General features: G+C 51.6%; 27 protein-coding genes. 26 read left to right on the top strand and 1 reads right to left on the bottom strand.

Annotated elements, in window-relative coordinates; all coding sequences use genetic code 11:
- Positions 1–5: 5 nt before the first annotated feature.
- The 25 genes from rpsQ (at position 6) to glmM (ending at position 16032) form a co-directional block, all read left to right on the top strand.
- Positions 6–272, top strand: a complete 267-nt coding sequence (rpsQ, locus tag LRP54_RS01150; RefSeq protein ID WP_231205501.1) for a 30S ribosomal protein S17 — start codon at positions 6–8, stop codon at positions 270–272.
- Between the two features lie 95 nt (positions 273–367).
- A complete protein-coding gene (gene rplN / locus LRP54_RS01145) occupies positions 368–736 on the top strand; it encodes a 50S ribosomal protein L14 (protein ID WP_231205500.1) in 369 nt (122 codons plus the stop codon).
- A complete protein-coding gene (gene rplX / locus LRP54_RS01140) occupies positions 736–1167 on the top strand; it encodes a 50S ribosomal protein L24 (protein ID WP_231205499.1) in 432 nt (143 codons plus the stop codon). Before rplN ends, rplX begins: the two co-directional genes overlap by 1 nt.
- A gap of 1 nt (position 1168) precedes the next feature.
- Positions 1169–1714, top strand: a complete 546-nt coding sequence (rplE, locus tag LRP54_RS01135; RefSeq protein WP_231205498.1) for a 50S ribosomal protein L5 — start codon at positions 1169–1171, stop codon at positions 1712–1714.
- 3 nt (positions 1715–1717) lie between these two features.
- Positions 1718–1903 (top strand): type Z 30S ribosomal protein S14, encoded by a 186-nt coding sequence (locus LRP54_RS01130; RefSeq protein ID WP_231205497.1) that lies wholly within the window; start codon positions 1718–1720, stop codon positions 1901–1903.
- A gap of 62 nt (positions 1904–1965) precedes the next feature.
- Positions 1966–2364 carry a 30S ribosomal protein S8 gene (gene rpsH / locus LRP54_RS01125; RefSeq protein ID WP_231205496.1) on the top strand — a complete coding sequence of 133 codons (399 nt, stop codon included), beginning with the start codon at positions 1966–1968 and terminating at the stop codon, positions 2362–2364.
- A 16-nt stretch (positions 2365–2380) separates the two neighbouring features.
- Complete coding sequence (gene rplF / locus LRP54_RS01120) at positions 2381–2917, top strand: 50S ribosomal protein L6 (RefSeq protein WP_231205495.1); 537 nt, start codon at positions 2381–2383, stop codon at positions 2915–2917.
- A complete protein-coding gene (rplR, locus tag LRP54_RS01115; RefSeq protein ID WP_231205494.1) occupies positions 2917–3288 on the top strand; it encodes a 50S ribosomal protein L18 in 372 nt (123 codons plus the stop codon). The genes rplF and rplR overlap by 1 nt, the downstream gene beginning before the upstream one ends.
- 28 nt (positions 3289–3316) lie before the next feature.
- A complete protein-coding gene (gene rpsE, locus LRP54_RS01110; RefSeq protein WP_231205493.1) occupies positions 3317–4012 on the top strand; it encodes a 30S ribosomal protein S5 in 696 nt (231 codons plus the stop codon).
- Positions 4012–4194 (top strand): 50S ribosomal protein L30, encoded by a 183-nt coding sequence (gene rpmD, locus LRP54_RS01105; protein ID WP_231205492.1) that lies wholly within the window; start codon positions 4012–4014, stop codon positions 4192–4194. The genes rpsE and rpmD overlap by 1 nt, the downstream gene beginning before the upstream one ends.
- A gap of 2 nt (positions 4195–4196) precedes the next feature.
- Positions 4197–4676, top strand: a complete 480-nt coding sequence (gene rplO, locus LRP54_RS01100) for a 50S ribosomal protein L15 (RefSeq protein WP_231205491.1) — start codon at positions 4197–4199, stop codon at positions 4674–4676.
- Positions 4677–4881: 205 nt separating this feature from the next.
- Positions 4882–6174, top strand: coding sequence for a preprotein translocase subunit SecY (gene secY / locus LRP54_RS01095; protein WP_231205490.1), 1293 nt, complete (start codon positions 4882–4884; stop codon positions 6172–6174).
- Positions 6171–6755, top strand: coding sequence for an adenylate kinase (locus LRP54_RS01090; RefSeq protein WP_231205489.1), 585 nt, complete (start codon positions 6171–6173; stop codon positions 6753–6755). The genes secY and LRP54_RS01090 overlap by 4 nt, the downstream gene beginning before the upstream one ends.
- 27 nt (positions 6756–6782) lie before the next feature.
- The gene (locus LRP54_RS01085) at positions 6783–7712 is read left to right on the top strand and encodes a type I methionyl aminopeptidase (RefSeq protein WP_231234657.1); all 930 of its coding nucleotides are present in this window, start codon (positions 6783–6785) and stop codon (positions 7710–7712) included.
- Positions 7713–7902: 190 nt separating this feature from the next.
- Complete coding sequence (infA, locus tag LRP54_RS01080) at positions 7903–8124, top strand: translation initiation factor IF-1 (RefSeq protein ID WP_231205487.1); 222 nt, start codon at positions 7903–7905, stop codon at positions 8122–8124.
- A 43-nt stretch (positions 8125–8167) separates the two neighbouring features.
- Positions 8168–8281 carry a 50S ribosomal protein L36 gene (gene rpmJ / locus LRP54_RS01075; RefSeq protein ID WP_003790577.1) on the top strand — a complete coding sequence of 38 codons (114 nt, stop codon included), beginning with the start codon at positions 8168–8170 and terminating at the stop codon, positions 8279–8281.
- Positions 8282–8425: 144 nt separating this feature from the next.
- Positions 8426–8800, top strand: coding sequence for a 30S ribosomal protein S13 (rpsM, locus tag LRP54_RS01070; protein ID WP_231205486.1), 375 nt, complete (start codon positions 8426–8428; stop codon positions 8798–8800).
- Between the two features lie 69 nt (positions 8801–8869).
- Positions 8870–9277 (top strand): 30S ribosomal protein S11, encoded by a 408-nt coding sequence (gene rpsK, locus LRP54_RS01065; protein WP_026460037.1) that lies wholly within the window; start codon positions 8870–8872, stop codon positions 9275–9277.
- A 162-nt stretch (positions 9278–9439) separates the two neighbouring features.
- The gene (locus tag LRP54_RS01060) at positions 9440–10435 is read left to right on the top strand and encodes a DNA-directed RNA polymerase subunit alpha (protein ID WP_231205485.1); all 996 of its coding nucleotides are present in this window, start codon (positions 9440–9442) and stop codon (positions 10433–10435) included.
- Between the two features lie 43 nt (positions 10436–10478).
- The gene (gene rplQ, locus LRP54_RS01055; RefSeq protein ID WP_231234656.1) at positions 10479–10988 is read left to right on the top strand and encodes a 50S ribosomal protein L17; all 510 of its coding nucleotides are present in this window, start codon (positions 10479–10481) and stop codon (positions 10986–10988) included.
- Positions 10989–11156: 168 nt separating this feature from the next.
- Positions 11157–11912: an ROK family protein gene (locus LRP54_RS01050; protein WP_231205483.1), complete on the top strand. Its 756-nt coding sequence runs from the start codon at positions 11157–11159 to the stop codon at positions 11910–11912.
- Between the two features lie 140 nt (positions 11913–12052).
- On the top strand, positions 12053–13036 hold the full coding sequence (truA, locus tag LRP54_RS01045; RefSeq protein ID WP_231234655.1) for a tRNA pseudouridine(38-40) synthase TruA: 984 nt from the start codon (positions 12053–12055) through the stop codon (positions 13034–13036).
- A gap of 386 nt (positions 13037–13422) precedes the next feature.
- Positions 13423–13866, top strand: a complete 444-nt coding sequence (rplM, locus tag LRP54_RS01040) for a 50S ribosomal protein L13 (RefSeq protein ID WP_231205481.1) — start codon at positions 13423–13425, stop codon at positions 13864–13866.
- 44 nt (positions 13867–13910) lie between these two features.
- Positions 13911–14402, top strand: coding sequence for a 30S ribosomal protein S9 (gene rpsI / locus LRP54_RS01035; protein ID WP_231205480.1), 492 nt, complete (start codon positions 13911–13913; stop codon positions 14400–14402).
- Positions 14403–14676: 274 nt separating this feature from the next.
- Positions 14677–16032: a phosphoglucosamine mutase gene (glmM, locus tag LRP54_RS01030; protein WP_231234654.1), complete on the top strand. Its 1356-nt coding sequence runs from the start codon at positions 14677–14679 to the stop codon at positions 16030–16032.
- Positions 16033–16099: 67 nt separating this feature from the next.
- Here the strand turns inward: glmM and coaA are convergent, their stop codons facing one another.
- Positions 16100–17053, bottom strand: coding sequence for a type I pantothenate kinase (gene coaA / locus LRP54_RS01025; RefSeq protein WP_231234653.1), 954 nt, complete (start codon positions 17051–17053; stop codon positions 16100–16102).
- Positions 17054–17337: 284 nt separating this feature from the next.
- On the opposite strand from coaA, the gene glmS reads away from it, so the two are divergent.
- Complete coding sequence (glmS, locus tag LRP54_RS01020) at positions 17338–19254, top strand: glutamine--fructose-6-phosphate transaminase (isomerizing) (RefSeq protein WP_231234652.1); 1917 nt, start codon at positions 17338–17340, stop codon at positions 19252–19254.
- Positions 19255–19462: the final 208 nt, after the last annotated feature.

The raw sequence follows: 19462 nt of genomic DNA, 5'->3' as shown, positions 1-19462 counted from the left end.
GTAGGATGTCCGAGTCCGCACCTCGTAATCAGCGCAAAGTTCGTCGCGGCTACGTGACCTCAGACAAGATGGATAAAACCGTCGTTGTCGAGATCGAAGACCGCGTCAAGCATGCTCTTTATGGCAAGGTCATGCGCAAGAGCAAGAAGGTCAAGGTTCATGATGAGCATAACGAATGCCAGATTGGGGATCTTGTCCTGATTATGGAGACCCGCCCGTTGTCAGCAACCAAACGCTGGCGCGTTGTGGAAATCCTCGAAAAGGCGAAGTGACATTCGCCCTTTTAGACCGAAATCCGTTCGGCAAGGCTCGGCGGCGAGGGTAACCTCGCCGCAGAGAACCGGCTCGACGACAGGAGTCACAGAAAATGATTCAGCAGGAGTCGCGACTGAAAGTCGCTGATAACACAGGGGCCAAGGAGATCCTGACCATCCGTGTTCTCGGTGGCTCGGGTCGGCGTTACGCGGGTATCGGCGACGTCATCGTCGCTACCGTGAAAGACGCAATCCCTGGCGGCAACGTCAAGAAGGGAGACGTCGTTAAGGCGGTTGTTGTGCGCACGCGCAAAGAAACTCGCCGTCCCGACGGTTCCTACATCCGTTTCGACGAAAATGCGGCAGTCATCCTTAAAAACGATGGCGAACCCCGCGGCACACGTATCTTCGGTCCAGTTGGACGTGAACTACGTGACAAGAAATTCATGAAGATCGTGTCACTCGCACCGGAGGTGATCTGATGGCAGCGAAAATCCGCAAGGGAGACCTCGTAGAGGTTGTACGCGGCCGCACCTCGGATGAGGCAAAGCTCGCTGAGCGCAATGCACGTCGTGAGGCAGAAGGCCTTGAACCACTCAAACCAGGCGATAAAGGTCGTCAGGGTCGAGTAATCAAGGTGTTCCCACGCGAAGAAAAAGTGCTTGTCGAAGGCATTAACCTCAAGACACGCCACGTACGTCAAGGCGCTCAAGGACAAGCTGGCGGCATCGAAACTATCGAAGCCCCCATTTCGCTGTCCAAAATTGCGCTTGTTGACCCAGACACCAAGAAGCGTGTGCGTGTAGGTTTCCGCGAGGACACCATTGAACGCGATGGCCGTGTTCGTACCGTCCGAGTTCGTGTAACTCGTGGTGGTGCTAAGCGTGGCATCGAACAGGGCAAGGAGATCTGAGATGGCACCTCGTCTGAAGGAAAAGTACAACTCGGAAATCCGCGAGGCTTTACGTTCTGAGTTCGGCCATGCGAACGTCATGGAAGTCGGCGGTCTGGTCAAGATCGTCGTCAACATGGGCGTTGGTGAGGCAGCTCGTGATTCAAAAGCTCTTGAGGGAGCCATTCGTGACCTGACCGCGATTACAGGCCAAAAGCCAGTTGTCACCAAGGCGCGTAAGTCAATTGCTCAGTTCAAGCTCCGCGAAGGCCAAGCTATCGGTGCACACGTCACCATGCGTGGCGATCGTATGTGGGAATTCTTGGACCGTCTCCTTTCCACAGCTCTGCCACGTATCCGCGACTTCCGCGGCCTGTCGGCAAAGCAATTCGATGGGAATGGCAATTACACCTTCGGTCTGACCGAACAGTCAATGTTCCATGAGATCGATCAGGATTCCATTGACCGAGTTCGTGGCATGGACATCACCGTTGTCACCTCGGCCAAGACCGATGATGAGGGACGTTCGCTTCTTCGTCACCTCGGCTTCCCTTTCAAGGAGAACTGACCTATGGCTAAGACCTCTCTCAAAGTCAAAGCCGCTCGCACCCCGAAATTCGCGGTGCGCGGCTACACACGGTGCAATCGTTGCGGTCGTCCCCGCTCCGTGTACCGTAAGTTCGGACTGTGCCGCGTGTGCTTGCGTGAACTCGCCCTTCGTGGTGAGCTCCCTGGCGTCACCAAGAGCAGCTGGTAACACTGACGTCGTAGGTCTCTGCTTGAAGTGGAGAAACCGCGACGAGGAAGGGGAATACCCCCATGACAATGACTGATCCAATCGCAGATATGCTGACGCGCCTGCGTAACGCGAATCGGGCTCATCATGATTCCGTTTCAATGCCTTACTCAAAACTGAAGGCAGCTATTGCGAACATCCTCGTGGATGAAGGCTACATTGCCTCCATCGAGGTTGAGGATGCTCGTGTTGGTCAGACCCTGACTCTGAACCTCAAATACAGCTCACGCCGTGAAGCTGCTATTAAAGGTTTACAGCGTGTGTCTAAGCCAGGTTTGCGCGTGTACGTTAAGTCCACCAACCTGCCGAAGGTCCGCGGCGGCCTTGGCGTGGCAATTCTGTCCACGTCATCTGGTCTGCTCACTGACCGTCAAGCAGCTGACAAAGGCGTGGGCGGCGAAGTCCTCGCTTACGTATGGTGATAGGGGAGGCTGAACAATGTCACGTATCGGTAAAAACCCTATCGTCATTCCCGCTGGTGTTGACGTTACTATTAACGGACAGACCGTAACGGTGAAAGGTCCTAAAGGGGAATTGACTCATGTAGTCGCTCACCCCATCACTGTCGTGATGGAAGACGGACACATCCTTGTCACCCGTCCTAACGATGAGCGCCTCTCACGTTCTCTGCACGGCCTGAGCCGCACACTCATTAACAATATGGTCATTGGCGTGACTGAGGGCTACGCAAAGCAGCTCGAAATCACGGGTACCGGTTACCGTGTCGTCGCCAAAGGAAAAGATCTTGAATTTTCCTTGGGTTTCTCACACACTGTCCCGGTCGTGGCCCCCGAAGGTATCGAGTTTATTGTTGACTCTGCCACCAAATTCACGGTGAAAGGCATCGACAAGCAACTCGTTGGTGAAACTGCAGCCCGTATTCGTAAGTTGAAGAAGCCTGAACCCTACAAGGGTAAGGGTATCCACTACGTGGGTGAAGTTATTCGTCGCAAGGTCGGAAAGGCAGGTAAGTAATGTCCTACTCTGTCAAGGGCAAGGGCAAATTTGTTGCCCGCAAGCGCCGCCACCTGCGCCTACGCAAGAAGATCACTGGCACTGCCGAGCGTCCCCGTTTGGTAGTGACTCGTTCCAACCGTCACATGGTGGCTCAAGTTGTCGACGACACCGTCGGACATACTTTAGTTTCCGCTTCGACGATGGAAGCCGACCTCCAAGGTACCGAAGGTACCAAGAAGGACAAGGCCGCCAAGGTTGGCGCACTGATTGCAGAGCGCGCCAAGGCTGCCGGCATTTCCGCTGTCATTTTTGACCGCGGTGGTAATAAGTATCATGGCCGTGTGGCCGCCGTAGCCGAAGCCGCCCGTGAGGGCGGACTCGTGCTGTGACCGAACTCGGAGAAAGAGAGATCATCTGATGGCTGCACAGCAGCGAAGCAGGAACGGTCAGGAAGGCTCTGAACGTTCGGGCGACGGCGAGCGTCGCGAGCGTCGTAACGGCCGCGGTGAAAACCGCGAAGGCCGTCGCGGCGAAAACAAAGACCAGTACATTGAACGCGTTGTCACCATTAACCGAGTCTCCAAAGTTGTGAAGGGCGGTCGTCGCTTCTCATTCACAGCTCTGGTCGTCGTTGGTGATGGTGAAGGAACCGTCGGCGTGGGTTACGGAAAAGCCAAGGAAGTTCCTCAGGCTATTTCCAAAGGCGTTGAGGAAGCAAAGAAGAATTTCTTCCGAGTTCCTATGATTCGCCGTACCATTACCCACCTGGTACAAGGCCGCGATGCGGCCGGTGAAGTTCTCCTGCGCCCAGCAGCTCCCGGTACAGGCGTTATCGCCGGTGGTCCGGTGCGCGCAGTCCTTGAGGCTGCAGGTGTGCATGACGTACTTACCAAGTCACTGGGTTCTGACAATGCAATCAACATTGTTCACGCAACAGTTGCGGCACTCAAGCAGCTTGAACAGCCTGAGGCTGTAGCAGCGCGTCGTGGCTTACCGCTGGAACGTATCGCACCAGAGTCAATGCTCCGTGCGCGCGCTGAAGGCGAAGCCGAAAAACGCGCTCAAGCTGAAAAAGCCGAAGCTGATAAAGCGGCTGCAGGGGTGAGTGAGTGATGGCAAACCTGAAAATTACGCAGGTCAAGTCCACGATCGGCACGAAGCAGAACATGAAAGACACATTGCGTACCCTCGGGCTGCGCAAGATAGGCCAATCGGTCGTACGTGAAGACACAAACGCTGTGCGTGGTGCTGTCCGTACCGTACGCCACTTGGTAACCGTCGAGGAGGTCGACTGACAATGGCTGACTCCACAAAGAAAACCGCGGAAGAAACAGTGAGCATCGTTAAGCTGCATCACTTGCGTCCTGCCCCCGGTGCGAAAACTGCAAAGACCCGTGTCGGTCGCGGTGAAGGCTCCAAGGGTAAAACCGCTGGACGCGGCACAAAGGGTACAAAGGCTCGTTACCAAGTATCAGCCGCATTTGAAGGTGGTCAAACACCTATGCATATGCGTCTGCCGAAGTTACGTGGCTTTAAGAACCCATTCCGTGTGGAATACCAGGTCGTCAACGTTGCTCGTCTGCAGGAATTGTTCCCTGAAGGCGGAACAGTGACTGTTGAAGATCTTGTTGCAAAGCGCGCGGTTCGTGACGGATTACCTGTCAAGGTTCTTGGCACAGGTGAAATCTCCGTGAAACTCGACGTGATCGTGGACTCATGGTCCGCATCCGCCGAAACGAAGATTACAGCTGCCGGTGGTACCTTACAGGCCCGCTGACATGTGTTAGGGGGGTGCTCCGACAAAATAGGTCGGATCACCCCTCTAATTTCTTTTCCACTTACTTAAAAACATATATTTTGCCTATTACGTGTGGGAACAGTATCAATATTGGCTATCAGATTCCATAACTGTTTCTTATCCGGTAATCTGGCTGAGTTGTTTACATAATCCGTAAGGATCCCCAAACCATCAGGAGGAAGCTGTGCTTGGAGCTTTTGCGCAGGCGTTCCGTACTCCCGACCTACGTCGGAAGCTGCTTTTTACCATTTTCATCATGGCAGCTTTTCGTATGGGTTCGTTCATCCCTGCGCCTGGCGTAGACTCAGTTGCTGTTCAAAAATGTTTGGCAGCACAAACAGAGGCATCACTTCTTGACCTGGTGAATCTCTTTTCAGGTGGAGCCCTTCTGCAATTGTCAATCTTTGCTTTGGGTATCATGCCCTACATCACAGCATCGATTATCATTCAATTGCTGCGTGTCGTCGTCCCGCGCTTTGATGACCTCCACAAAGAAGGCCAGACAGGACAAGCGACACTCACTCAGTACACCCGCTACCTGACAATTGGTTTGGGCCTTATCCAATCAGCAACCACAATTTCACTGGCCCGTTCAGGACGCTTATTTTCCACATGTAGTGAAAGCGTGATCGGCGATAACACAGTATGGGGCTTCCTTGTCATGCTGATTACGATGACTGCCGGAACAGGTGTCATCATGTGGTTGGGTGAACTTATCACAGAACGCGGCATCGGCAACGGTATGTCACTGCTGATCTTCACCTCAATCTCAGCTTCCATGCCCTCTCAACTCCTTGCCATCGGACAAGCAGGCAAATGGGGAGCAGTTGGCGTTATCGTCCTTTTGATCCTATTAGTGACAATCGTTGTCGTGTACTTAGAGCAGGCTCAACGTCGTATCCCTGTTCAATACGCGAAACGCATGATCGGTCGCCGCCAATACGGTGGTACCACGACCTACATTCCTTTGAAAATCAACATGTCCGGTGTTATTCCGGTAATTTTCGCCACCTCAATCCTGGCCTTGCCACCCATGTTTGCTCAGTTCGGCGATCAGACAGCTAAATGGGTTCAATGGATTGGAGCAAACTTCACCAGTGGCGCATGGCCCTATTTAACTGCGTATGCTGTGCTGGTTGTTTTCTTTACTTTCTTCTACACGGCGATTACTTTCAACCCTGAAGAAGTTGCCGATAACATGAAACGCTACGGAGGCTTTGTGCCGGGCTATCGTGCAGGCCGTCCTACCGCTGAATTCTTGCGCTACGTTGTTAACCGTTTAACAACTGCCGGCGCCTTATACTTGGTAGTTATCGCACTGCTACCCGCCTTGTTGATTATTCCGCTGAAACTAAGCCAAGGACAAATGCCTTTCGGTGGAACGACGCTCCTTATTGTTGTGGGTGTCGGTTTGCAAACAGTGAAAGAAATCAACACTCAGCTTCAACAGCATCACTATGAAGGTTTCTTACGATGACAGCGATTATTCTCTTAGGTCCTCCTGGAGCAGGTAAAGGAACTCAAGCTCAACGTATTGCTGAAAAACTCGGTATCCCAGCGATCTCAACCGGGGAAATTTTCCGTGCAAATATGGCGAGTGGAACAGAGCTAGGCAAACGCGCTCAAGAGTTCATGGATCGCGGGGAATTCGTACCAGACAGCGTTACCAACCCAATGGTTAAAGCTCGTCTGGCTGCGCCTGACACAGAAAAAGGTTTCCTACTGGACGGATACCCTCGCACAGTGGCTCAAGCCCATGTTTTACGTGACGTGTTAGCAGATCTTGGGCGGAGCCTTGACCTTGTCCTCGCCATTGAAGTTGATGAAGACGAAGTCGTAGCACGTATGCTCAAACGCGCAGAAGAACAACATCGTTCAGACGACACTGAACCAGTGATGCGTCATCGTCTTGAGGTCTACCGCGAGCAAACAGAACCGATTGCCACATACTATGCTGACCAAGATCTGTTAGAAACGATTGACGGATCCGGTTCAATAGATGAAGTATGGGAACGCATCCTTACTGTGCTAGAGGCTGTGGATACTTCCAATCGATAAACGGCCGAGTCAGCACAGGGAGCGTACGTGTCGAAAATTGAAATAAAAACGCGTGAGCAGATTCTCCACATGCGCCGCGCCGGATTAGTAGTAGCTGATATTCACCGTGCCCTACGTGAAGCGACGCGTGAAGGTGTTCGTGCGCGTGAACTCGATGCCGTATGCGCTGATGTGATCGCGCGTGCTGGAGCACACTCGAACTTCCTCAACTATTACGGATATCCAGCAACAGTATGCATTTCAATTAACGATGTGGTTGTTCACGGTATTCCAGGTAACCAAATACTCCATGACGGCGACATCGTGACATTTGACTGCGGCGCATGGATAAGCGCACAAGGCAAACAATGGCATGGTGATGCCGCTTTCAGCATGATAGTAGGGGACCCATGGGTGAGCGACGAAGAATTTGCTGCAAACCGTGGTGCAGGTGCCCTAGGTCCGATCGTTACTGCCAGTACGCATGAAGGAAACGCGCTTCTTCAACGTCGCCGGCAACTTGATGCTCTTACACGAGAATCCCTGTGGGCGGCACTTGCCTCGCTTGCAACCTCACGACGCTTATCCTGCGTAGGAGCAGCTGTAGAAAACGTTGTTGCTGACCGCGCAGAAGAATTCGGATGGGAAGCTGGCATTATTGAAGAATTTACCGGCCATGGCATCGGGACTGCAATGCATCAAGCACCTGAAGTCCTGAATTATCGTGCCCGAGGGATCTCACCAAAACTGCAACCAGGTATGGTGCTTGCCGTTGAACCCATGCTCACAACAGGTTCCATCGACACAATTACAGAATCTGATGAATGGACAGTGCGCAGCATTGACGGTTCTGATGCCGCCCAATGGGAACACACTGTAGCAATTCTTGATGATGGAATTTCAATACTTACTGCCACAGATTCAGGCGTTGCAGGTCTAGCTCCCTACGGTATTGAACCTGTGATACTTGACGCCTGATAGCGTAAATACTGAAAATAACAGCAGAAGGTGAGCGACCTGACAGTGTTGTTAGTGGCGTAAACCCAAAGAAATCGCGTAGTATGGCAAATTGGGTGTGTCGCATGTGTACGTCCGTACCCTGCATACGCCTACTGAGTCGCTCATGCGGCTGAGTACTCCTAGAAGCGTAGAGGTGAATCCGAGTCATATGGCAAATAATGACGGCGTGATTGAGGTTGAAGGCACAGTTGTCGAAGCTCTGCCTAACGCGATGTTTCGCGTCGAACTCACAAATGGTCATATTGTTCTCAGCCACATTTCTGGCAAGATGCGGAAAAACTACATCCGCATTCTCCCTGAGGACCGGGTTGTTGTTCAGTTGAGCCCGTACGACCTTACGCGAGGTCGTATCACCTACCGCTACAAGTAATAACACCGACACTAACCGTCTTTTGACGGTGGAGGTACACACCATGAAGGTCAAGCCGAGTGTCAAGAAGATCTGTGACAAATGCAAGGTGATTCGTCGCCACGGCAACGTCATGGTCATCTGTGACAATCCTCGACACAAGCAGCGTCAAGGCTGAATCTTTGACTGCTTGAACAACTGGGCGATATGCCCGACAGCGTTCCTCTGTACGCTCAAGAGCGACCCTCGGTTCGGAGGCTGAGGCCGGACACTACATCCGGAAAGGGGAACGACGACCTCCGAAGAACAACTGGAGCAAAAGATGGCACGTATTGCCGGCGTAGACCTGCCCCGTGAAAAGCGGATGGAGATTGCGCTTACGTACATTTATGGCGTTGGACGTACCCGCGCCAAGGAAACCCTTGAAGCAACCGGCGTGAGCCCTGATCTGCGCGTGAAAGACGCCTCAGAGGACGAGCTGGTTAAACTTCGTGAATACATTGAGAACAATTTCAAGGTTGAAGGTGACCTGCGTCGTGAGGTTCAGGCCGATATTCGCCGTAAGATTGAAATTGGCTCTTATCAGGGCCTTCGTCACCGTCGTGGCCTGCCGGTCCACGGTCAGCGTACCAAGACCAATGCTCGTACCCGTAAGGGTCCGAAGCGCACCGTTGCAGGTAAGAAGAAAGCCAAGTAATAGGCACTGCTCATCCCTCATCTAGGAATGAGATGAGCGCTAGAGACACGACTTCGAAGGAAATCACAGATGGCTGGAAAGACCACCCGTACAGGTGCAGGCCGTAAGCCTCGCCGTAAACTCTCCAAGAACGTGACACATGGACACGCGTACATCAAGTCCACGTTCAACAACACAATCGTTTCGATCACCGACCCTACAGGCGCCGTTATTTCTTGGGCCTCCTCAGGTCAAGTGGGTTTCAAAGGCTCACGTAAGTCCACTCCATTCGCTGCTCAGCTCGCTGCTGAAGCCGCTGCGCGTCGTGCTCAAGAACACGGCATGAAGAAAGTGGATGTATTCGTTAAAGGCCCCGGCTCTGGCCGTGAAACCGCGATACGTTCGCTTCAAGCAGCAGGCCTAGAAGTTGGTTCTATTCAGGACGTGACACCTCAGGCTCATAACGGCGCTCGTCCTCCCAAGCGCCGCCGCGTGTGATACTCAGAGGGACTTTCAGCAAATCAGTTGTCACCGACAATTGAGGAGATGAATGCCCCCACGTCTGGATTCTTCCGCGAAAGAAAATCCATACTCCCTTGACCGCAATTGCGGACCCCAATCTGATGTCATATGGCGGGCATCGGTTAGAAAGGACAAGACGTGCTCATTGCAGAGCGACCCATCCTCACAGAGGAAAAGGTCAGCGATTTCCGCTCACGCTTCACTTTGGAACCCCTTGAACCGGGTTTCGGCTACACACTGGGTAATTCCCTGCGTCGCACACTTTTATCATCCATCCCCGGCGCTGCTGTGACCTCCATCCGTATCGATGGTGTGCCACACGAATTTCGCACCGTTGAAGGCGTAAAAGAAGACGTTGCTGAAATTATCCTGAACATCAAGCAGATCGTTCTGTCATCAGAAAACGACGAACCTGTTGTGATGTATCTACGCAAAGCAGGGCCAGGCGAGGTCGTAGCTGGAGATATTACTCCGCCCGCTGGCGTGGAGATTCATAATCCTGAGCTGCACTTAGCAACCCTCAACGATAAAGGTAAGCTGGAAATTGAACTGACAGTGGAACGTGGCCGCGGCTATGTTTCTGCTGCTCAGAACAAAGACCCGCAGGCCGAGATTTCGCGTATTCCGATTGATTCAATCTACTCACCGGTTGTGAAAGTAACCTACAAGGTTGAAGCAACTCGTGTGGAACAGCGTACCGACTTTGATCGCCTCATCATTGATGTTGAAACAAAGCCGGCTATTGCCCCTCGCGATGCACTTGCCTCTGCCGGTAAAACACTGGTTGAGCTTTTCGGCCTCATGCGCGAACTGAACGAAGAAGCAGAAGGCATTGAAGTCGGTCCTTCGATGACAGACACGACACTTGCTGCTGATCTCGCATTACCTATCGAAAACCTCAACTTGCAGTCACGCTCGTACAACGCTTTACGTCGTCGTGGAATCCTCACCGTCGGTGAATTGGTTGCGCACTCTGAGGCCGACCTCCTCGACATTCGTAACTTCGGTACGAAATCTATTGAAGAAATCAAGGAAGCCCTCGCCACCTTGGGCATGACCTTGAAAGATTCGATCATGCCGCAAATTGGCGACGTGGAATCGGGTTCAATCTTCAGTGACGACCAGTCCATCTGACAAATGTGCGTCCGATGGGCGCCTGAAACCGTAGGAGATACCTATGCCTACCCCTAAAAAGGGTGCGCGTCTGGGCGGCAGCCCAGCGCATCAAAAGCTCATTCTGTCTAACCTAGCGATTCAGCTCATCGAGCACCGTCAGCTAGTGACGACAGAGGCAAAAGCCAAGCTGCTGCGTCCGTACGTGGAAAAGCTCGTGACAAAGGCAAAGCGTGGCGATATGCATGCTCGCCGTACAGTTGCCAGCAAAATCCCAAATAAGGATGCTGTGTACACCTTATTTGACGTGATTGTTCCAGCAATTGATGCAGAACGTACAGGTGGTTACACTCGCTTAACACGCGTGGGCAACCGCAAGGGCGACAACGCTCCCATGATGCAGATTGCTTTCGTCATGGAACGACTCGAAAAGAAGGCTGTTGTATCCAGCGCTGAAAAGGCTGCTGCAGCCGCCGCAAAGGAAACTCCCGCCGAAGTAACCGAGGTGGAAGAAACCGAAGCAACCGAGGCGACTGAAACTGTCGAAACAGTGGAAGAAAAAGACGCTGAGTGAAATCACATGTGGTGAGCATATGAGCTGACCACCGTGAACCTGGATCCCCGAAGCCACTGGGCTTCGGGGACTTCCTTTTCCCACATGCGAGAATACAGGCCAAGGTACAGCAATACCGTATTTCAATGAGACAATCGTGTAAAAGCGGGAAAGACGTAGGCTTAACCCATGACAGCAAACGAAAGCATCACATTAGCGATTGATTGTGGCGGCGGTGGAATCAAAGCATCAGTTGTTAACGAACGCGGAACCATGCTGGCCGCTCCTCGACGAACTCCGACACCGTACCCTTTACCTCCAGAATTACTGGTAGATATCGTTGTCGAGCACGCGCAGAACCTACCAGCAGCAACCCGAATCACCATGGGGATGCCGGGAATGATTCGACATGGCGTTGTTGTCGCAACCCCTCATTACATTACAAAAGACGGGCCGCGCTCACGTGTCATACCAGAACTCGTTACGCGCTGGAAACACTTTGATATGCGCCACGCAATCACACAAGCTACACACCTGCCAACCCGAGTCCTCAATGACGCAGAAGTCGCTGGAGCAGGTGTTATTACAGGCACGGGCCTAGAAATGATTCTGACCTTAGGCACAGGACTTGGAAACGCAGTTTTTGACAGCGGTTCTTTAGCGCCGCACGTGGAAATCTCTCAAGGCTTTGTGCGTTGGGGCCTGACATATGATGATTATGTCGGTGAACATGAGCGTTTACGTTTAGGGGACGCGCACTGGTCACGCAGAATCCGCCGCATAGTCGATGGATTACGAGCCATGTATATGTGGGATCGTTTATATATCGGCGGCGGTAACTCGAAACGCATAAGCTCAGCTCAACTGAGCCGCATGGGAAATGACATCATTATCGTCCCCAACGATGCCGGAATTATCGGCGGAGTACGCGCATGGGATTTATAAATTTCTGTAAGACAATGGTAGGTACAAAAAGTATGTACGCCAAGGAAATCCCTCAGATAAGAATGATGCGACGAAGAAAAGCTGATGACGCGACTGCGCCTCAATAATCACCGACACGCTGAGCATACAGGGGAGAAACAATGAACAGCATGATGGCGCAGGGCAACGCTGAGCCGCACTCTGCAACCCAGACCCTCAGAATACGTATGGATTTATCCTATGACGGTACCTACTTTCATGGTTGGGCAGCCCAACCAGAATTACGCACCGTTCAAGGTGAAATTGAAAAAGCGCTGTCAACTATTGTGAGAGCCGTTGTGAATGTGACTGTTGCCGGTCGTACGGATGCCGGAGTTCACGCCGCACACCAAGTCATACATGCAGATATTCCCTACCAAGCATGGGAAAAGCTAAGCCGAAAGAAAAAAATACGTGAGGAAAATGAATCTGACACGGAAAATAGGTGCCACTCATTCAAACGACGGATGAATGCGTTACTTGCTCAGGCCTATAGTGAGTGGGCGCGCCAACACGGACTGGTCGTACCAAAAAATCTGTCAGATGTGGTGATCTTTGCTGTTGCTGCTGTTCATGAGGACTTTGATGCGCGATTTGCAGCATCAGGTCGCGTATATGCGTATCGTGTGGCACCCGGCACTGAAAAGAATCCTTTGAAACGATGGAATGTTTTATGGCACTCGGAAGAACTTGACGTGACTGCCATGCATCAGGCAGCCCAGCAACTACTGGGCGAGCACGATTTCCTGTCATATTGTCGGCCACGTGAAGGAGCCACAACAATTCGTACACTGCGTCGTTTAGACGTGGAACAGTCACCGGATCGCAGCGTGATTTTCCATGTCGAAGCTGATGCTTTTTGCCATTCAATGGTGCGCTCCTTAGTGGGGGCGCTATTGGAAGTAGGTGCAGGTCGGCGCTCGCCGACGTGGCCTCGTGAATTATTGGATGCACGTTCACGTCAGACGGCAGCCCCGATTGCACCGGCCCACGGTCTGACATTGGAACGTGTCGACTATCCACCTCAGGAAAAATGGGCAGCTCGTGTCTACGCTGCTCGTCATAGGCGTGATGGAGTATCAGCAGGGGAATGTGGATGTCTGTGATCCCGACAGTATGTAAAAACAAAAGCAATGACAGGATGAATACGTGCTCGCATGTGCGAAAGCGATAAAGTTACGCGGCAGAAAATGAGGAAAATAACTTATTCGGCATGAGCTTTCCCCTTCTTTTCCTTTTGAAAGCGCAGATATTTTGCCTGTGATGAAAGCGTAAAAGAACTGAGGAATTCAACACAATAGACATATTGCTTTGACCCTGAAGGGTAAAAGCGAATAGGATGGATGGCGCTGTGCGTTAGATACATTCGGGTGTATTCCCACTCGCTTGAATGTGAAGAACTAACGCCTCGCGCGAATCGTTTCGTGAGGGAAACTTTTACAGACACGTGAAAGTGAACCTCCATCGAGTAAAGAATTGAAGGTTAACGCCCGTGCGCACCTATTCACCCAAGCCGGGAGACGCAGATAAGAAGTGGTACGTCATTGACGCCACTGATGTCGTCCTCGGTCGTCTGGCGGCTCAAGTTGCCGCGATTCTTCGTGGGAAGCATAAGCCGACGTTCGCCCCTCATATGGATATGGGCGATTACGTCATCATCATTAATGCGGACAAGGTTGCCCTTACCGGCAAGAAACTTGAACAGAAGATGGCCTACCATCATTCGGGTCGTCCCGGTGGCTTACGCGCCACCCCATACCGTGAACTCATGGCAGAACGTCCTGAGCGCGCGGTAGAAAAAGCTGTTCGCGGTATGCTTCCCCACACCAGCCTCGGTCGTGAGCAGTTCAAGAAACTGCACGTGTATGCCGGAGCTGAGCATCCCCATGCCGGTCAAATGCCGGTTTCCTACGAGATCACCCAGGTCGCCCAGTGAGCGCATTGCGCAACTGAGCACACCGAACTTCACTGAGGAGAACCGTGGCAGAGACCACCGAGATTGTCGAGCTCGATGAGGAAACAGTTCCTAGCTCGTACACAACAGAAACTGAAACTGCTCCTGCGGGTGCAGGTCAATCCATCACCGCTCCCGGTGCTGGCCTTGGCCGTCGTAAAGAGGCCGTTGCTCGCGTTCGCTTGGTGCCCGGCACCGGCGAATGGAAGATTAACGGTCGCACTCTTGAGGACTACTTCCCAAACAAGCTACATCAGCAGCTTGTGAAGTCACCTTTTGTCCTGTTGGACATTGATGGCCGTTTCGATGTCATTGCACGTATCAACGGCGGTGGCATTTCCGGTCAGGCAGGTGCTTTGCGTCTAGGCATTTCTCGCGCATTGAACGAGATTGACCGTGAAGCAAATCGTCCTGCTCTTAAGAAGGCTGGCTTCCTGACACGCGATGCCCGCGCTATCGAGCGTAAGAAGGCAGGCCTCAAGAAGGCACGCAAGGCACCGCAGTACTCCAAGCGCTGATCTGCGTTACTTTACGTTTTTGCTTTCGCAAAGACACACATATTCAGGTTCGTTCTCGCAGCAGAGAGCGAACCTGAATATTTTTATCTGAGGCAACACAACTGACACACGAACTGGCTTATGCGCTCGTTCTGCGACAACAGGTTTATGTCATGCAACTGTTACGCGCGCCATTTTCATGCGCAAAACAAACGACACAAGCATGAGTTCCCCTCAGGAATCCACGAAACCGCCTAGGCTAAATCTGTACATAAAAAATAATCAAGGAGAACTCGTGTCGCGTATTTTCGGAACTGACGGTGTACGTGGTTTAGCTAACGTAGATATTACTGCTTCATTAGCACTGGAACTTGGTGAAGCTGCTGCCCGCCTCATCGGAACCGGAACACGTCCGGATGGAACTAAACCACGCGCAGTTATCGGCCGCGATACCCGCATATCGGGAGAGTTTTTAGATCACGCCCTAGCGGCGGGGCTTGCCAGCGCAGGAATGGATGTTGTACGTGTAGGTGTCGTATCAACCCCGACAGTCGCTCACTTAACTGCAAGTCATGACGACGTTGATCTGGGCGTTATGATTTCGGCATCTCATAACCCTATGCCAGATAACGGTATTAAATTCTTTGCCCACGGAGGCTACAAACTCGCTGACTCAGTTGAAGACCGCGTGCAAGAGCTCCTCGGAACTCAATGGGAACGACCAACCGGTGATGGTGTAGGCGAAGTCGAATATGAGGATGATTGGGCTGTTGATTCCTACATTGACCACCTTGTTGCGGCTGTTGGCACAAACCTACGTGGCCTGCGCATTGCGGTTGATTGCGCAAATGGTGGTGCCTCAGAGCTAGGCCCACGTGCTTTACGTGAAGCAGGAGCAGACGTTGTTGTACTCAACGCCTCTCCGGATGGTCGCAACATTAACCACAAATCAGGATCAACGCATCCCGAACAACTCCAAGCAGTCACCGTAGCCTCAGAAGCCGACTTTGGTGTTGCCTACGATGGGGACGCGGATCGTTGTCTGGCCGTTGACCGCCACGGAAACCTCATTGATGGTGACAAAATTATGGGCGCTTTGGCCCTGAACCTACGAGACAACGGGAAACTTGCCCAGGACACGCTTGTTGTCACAGTGATGTCAAATCTTGGTTTGATCCTTGCAATGCGTGAAGCAGGAATCCATACAGTTCAGACATCTGTGGGAGATCGCTACGTGTTAGAAGCCATGCTCGCAGGTGGATATAACTTAGGTGGCGAACAATCAGGGCACATTATTGCCTCAGACCATGCGACAACAGGTGATGGCATTTTGTCGTCATTACTGCTGGCACGTATGGTGAAAGAAAATGATGGTGACCTTGCTCAACTCACTTCTTTCATTCAACGTTTACCGCAGACCCTGATTAACGTTGCAGGTGTTGACCGTTCACGAGCAACAACCGATCCGGCTGTGCAACAAGCTGTTATGGAAGCAGAAAAAGTGCTGGGTGACACAGGGCGCGTACTTTTACGCCCCTCAGGAACAGAACCGCTGGTACGTGTCATGGTGGAAGCTCATACTCAAGAACAAGCAGATCGTGTAGCGGTTTCTTTAGCAGATGTTGTCAAAGAAAATCTTGCTTTATCGTGAAACTGATGCTTAGCTATCCCGTGCCTATTTTTGAGCTGGTAGCACGGGAAGCGGTGAGCTTCATGCTTTATTCTTTGCGTAGTCGTAAGTTTTCTACGCGATGATCGGATCCTTTAGTGAAGATCATGGTGGCTCGTTCGCGTGTAGGTAAAATGTTTTCCTGCAAATTTGGCAGGTTAATCGTACGCCAGATCATTTGAGCGGTTGTGCGAGATTCTTCGTCGGATAGATGAGCGTAGTTACGGAAAAAAGAATCTTCCTGCATGAAAGCAGTTTTCCTTAGTGCCAAGAAACGATCAATATACCAGTGCTCGATATGCGTTTCGTCTGCATCAACGTAAATGGAAAAATCAAAGTAGTCAGAAACTGCGACACTCTGCCTGCCTGTATGTATGCGCGGCGGTTGTAAAACATTTACTCCTTCAACAATGAGGATATCCGGTTGGTCAATAACAGCATATTGACCGGGGAGAACGTCATAGACAATGTGGGAATACATGGGGGCAAGTACGCGAGGAACTCCCGCCTTAACTGCTGACAGGAAATCAATGAGGGCCACCCGATCATAGGATTCAGGGAATCCCTTACGGGTGAGAATACCCCGTGCTTCCAGTTCTTTATTTGGCAGTAAAAAGCCATCAGTGGTGACTAAATCAACGCGCGGCGTATGTGGCCAGCGTTGAAGCAGTAACTGCAAAAGTCGTGCAACTGTTGATTTTCCTACGGCAACTGAGCCAGCAACTCCGATGACAAATGGGGTAGGGCGTGAATGTTTTTCTCCCAGAAAACGGTGGCGTTCTTTGGCGATGCGACGACGGCCATCAACATATAACTGAAGGAGGGCAGATAAAGGCCGGTAGATTTCATCTATTTCGCGCATGTCGATGGGGTCACCAAGTGAGGCAATGCGGTTGACATCTGCTTCAGTGAGGGGTAACGGAGTGCGAGCTGCTAAACGATCCCAGTCTTGTCTGGAAAAAAACGTGTACGGTGAGTTCTGATCCTCTGATACATCGCTCATAAAAGTTATCCTTATGAAGAAAAAGGCAGAAAAGCCACACACGCACATGATAGCGCGAAGAAAACATCCTACTGTGATTTTTTCTGTTTGCTGTGCGTGTAGGAGTGGTTTTATTCGGGTGTACCGAAAAATAGATATGTGAATTTTTGAATAAAATATCACCTACATGTGCGCAAAGACAAGCGAAAATGGCAAAGTAATTCGCATTGGAAAAAGTGAGCAAGGGGAGTCAAGGTGGTGCGTATCACCACCTTCATGATCGTGCTCTATGATCCAATGGACATATGTGTGGAATTGTTGGATATATTGCCCGCCAGTATTCGCAGCGCCCTCGTGAGGTCGTCATATCAGGACTTGAACGCTTAGAATATCGCGGATACGACTCCGCAGGAATAGCCCTGGCACACCTAAAGAAAATTGATGTCGTTAAAACTTTAGGCAAATTAGTTCACCTGAATGAGGCTCTTGAAGCAGCACAGCCTGAACCCTCCTGCGCAGCTATCGGCCATACACGATGGGCCACACACGGCCGCCCGACAGTAGTTAATGCTCACCCACACCTTTCCTTTGACGGGCGTTTTGCGCTCGTTCATAACGGCATAATCGAAAACGCTGAGCACCTGCGTGCAGGACTTCGTGAACACGGTATCGAATGTCAATCCGATACGGACACTGAAGTTGTCGTCCACCTGCTCCAACAGGCATATGAAGATCCACAACTTCCAGCATCGGTCGCAGAAAACCTTGATACCTCAGGTAACAACACCGAGGCGATTTCACGTCTGGTGAATGCTATGCATCATGTGACAGCTCAACTCGAAGGCACATTCACTTTACTTCTGCTCAGCGAATACGCCCCTGATGTCATCGTGGCCGCCCGCCGATCCTCACCTTTGGTTATCGGATTAGGTGAAAACGAAAACTTTCTTGGCTCTGACCCGCTTGCATTTGTGGAATATACCTCACGTGTCCTTGACGTCGGACAAGACCATATCGCTGTTGTCAGCGCAGAAAAAGTCACAGTCATTGACCCTGCTGGCACAATCGTTACCACCCCTAAAATATATGAAGCTAACTTCGCAGCTGATCGCGCCTCAAAAGACGGCTGGCCCACATTCATGGAAAAAGAAATCCATGAACAGCCTCGCGGTGTGGCAGACACACTAGCTGACCGTTTCGACGCGCACGGGCACTTAACACTTGACGAAATACGTATCCCCGAATACGTACTCCGCGGAATCGACAAAATGATTATTGTCGGATGTGGGACTGCCTCCTATGCTGGACAGGTCGCGCGTTACGCCATTGAACACTGGTGCCGTATCCCTGTGGAAGTTGAACTCGCTCACGAATTTCGATACCGCGATCCCGTTGTGACGGAAAAAACCCTAGTTGTCGCCATTTCGCAATCAGGTGAAACGATGGACACAATTATGGCGGTGCGTCACGCACGTGAACAAGGTGCCCGTGTAGTAGCCATTATCAACACGCCAGGATCAACGATTTCACGTGAATCAGATGCTGTCCTACTGACCCATGCTGGTCCTGAAATCGCGGTCGCCTCAACAAAAGCATTTACAGCGCAAGTAGCAGCCTGCTTACTTTTTGGCTTGTACCTTTCACAGGTGCGTGGCAATAAGTACGTCGATGAAATTCATGATTACATGGACAAACTTGCCCTCGTGCCACAGCAGATCCAATGGGTACTTGACCATGCGGAAACAGTACGTCAAACTGCTCGCACCATGAAAGACGTATCATCGGTCATTTACCTTGGCCGTCACGTGGGTTTCCCAGTAGCCCTTGAAGGTGCGCTGAAACTCAAAGAAATCTGCTACATGCATGCTGAAGGATTCGCGGCAGGAGAACTTAAACATGGTCCGATCGCCCTGATCGATGAGGGGCAACTGGTCATTATTATTGTGCCAACTCCTCGTCGACCTCAGCTACACAACAAAGTCGTCTCAAATATTCAAGAGGTCCGGGCACGCGGGGCGCGTACCATCGTCATTGCGGAAGAAGGTGACACATCGGTCGATGCTTTCGCAGATGTTGTATTCCACGTCCCGCAGACACCTACTCTGTATGCGCCGCTTCTGACTGTGATTCCACTGCAAATTTTCGCATGTGAACTGGCAGCAGTAAAAGGACGTGATGTTGATAAGCCACGTAACCTCGCGAAGTCTGTCACCGTTGAATAACAAGCCCTGCGAGTAGTCTCAAAAGACTTATAAGGATTTATGAGGCCAAGGCTGCCTGCATGCGCGGAAGAATTCCCTGTCATGAGAGGCAGTCTACGCCTAGATTTCACCTGCGTTTTGACATGTTATTCCAAGGTGAATTAGTCAACACCTGCGTGTAATAGCCGACATACGCTGTTCAATAGGAATCCATGCCAAGTATTCTGTG

Source organism: Schaalia sp. lx-100 (genome assembly GCF_021083625.1).
Lineage (GTDB): Bacteria > Actinomycetota > Actinomycetes > Actinomycetales > Actinomycetaceae > Pauljensenia.
The sequence above is the reverse complement of the archived record's forward strand: the minus strand, read 5'-3'. Positions and strand labels throughout refer to the sequence as shown.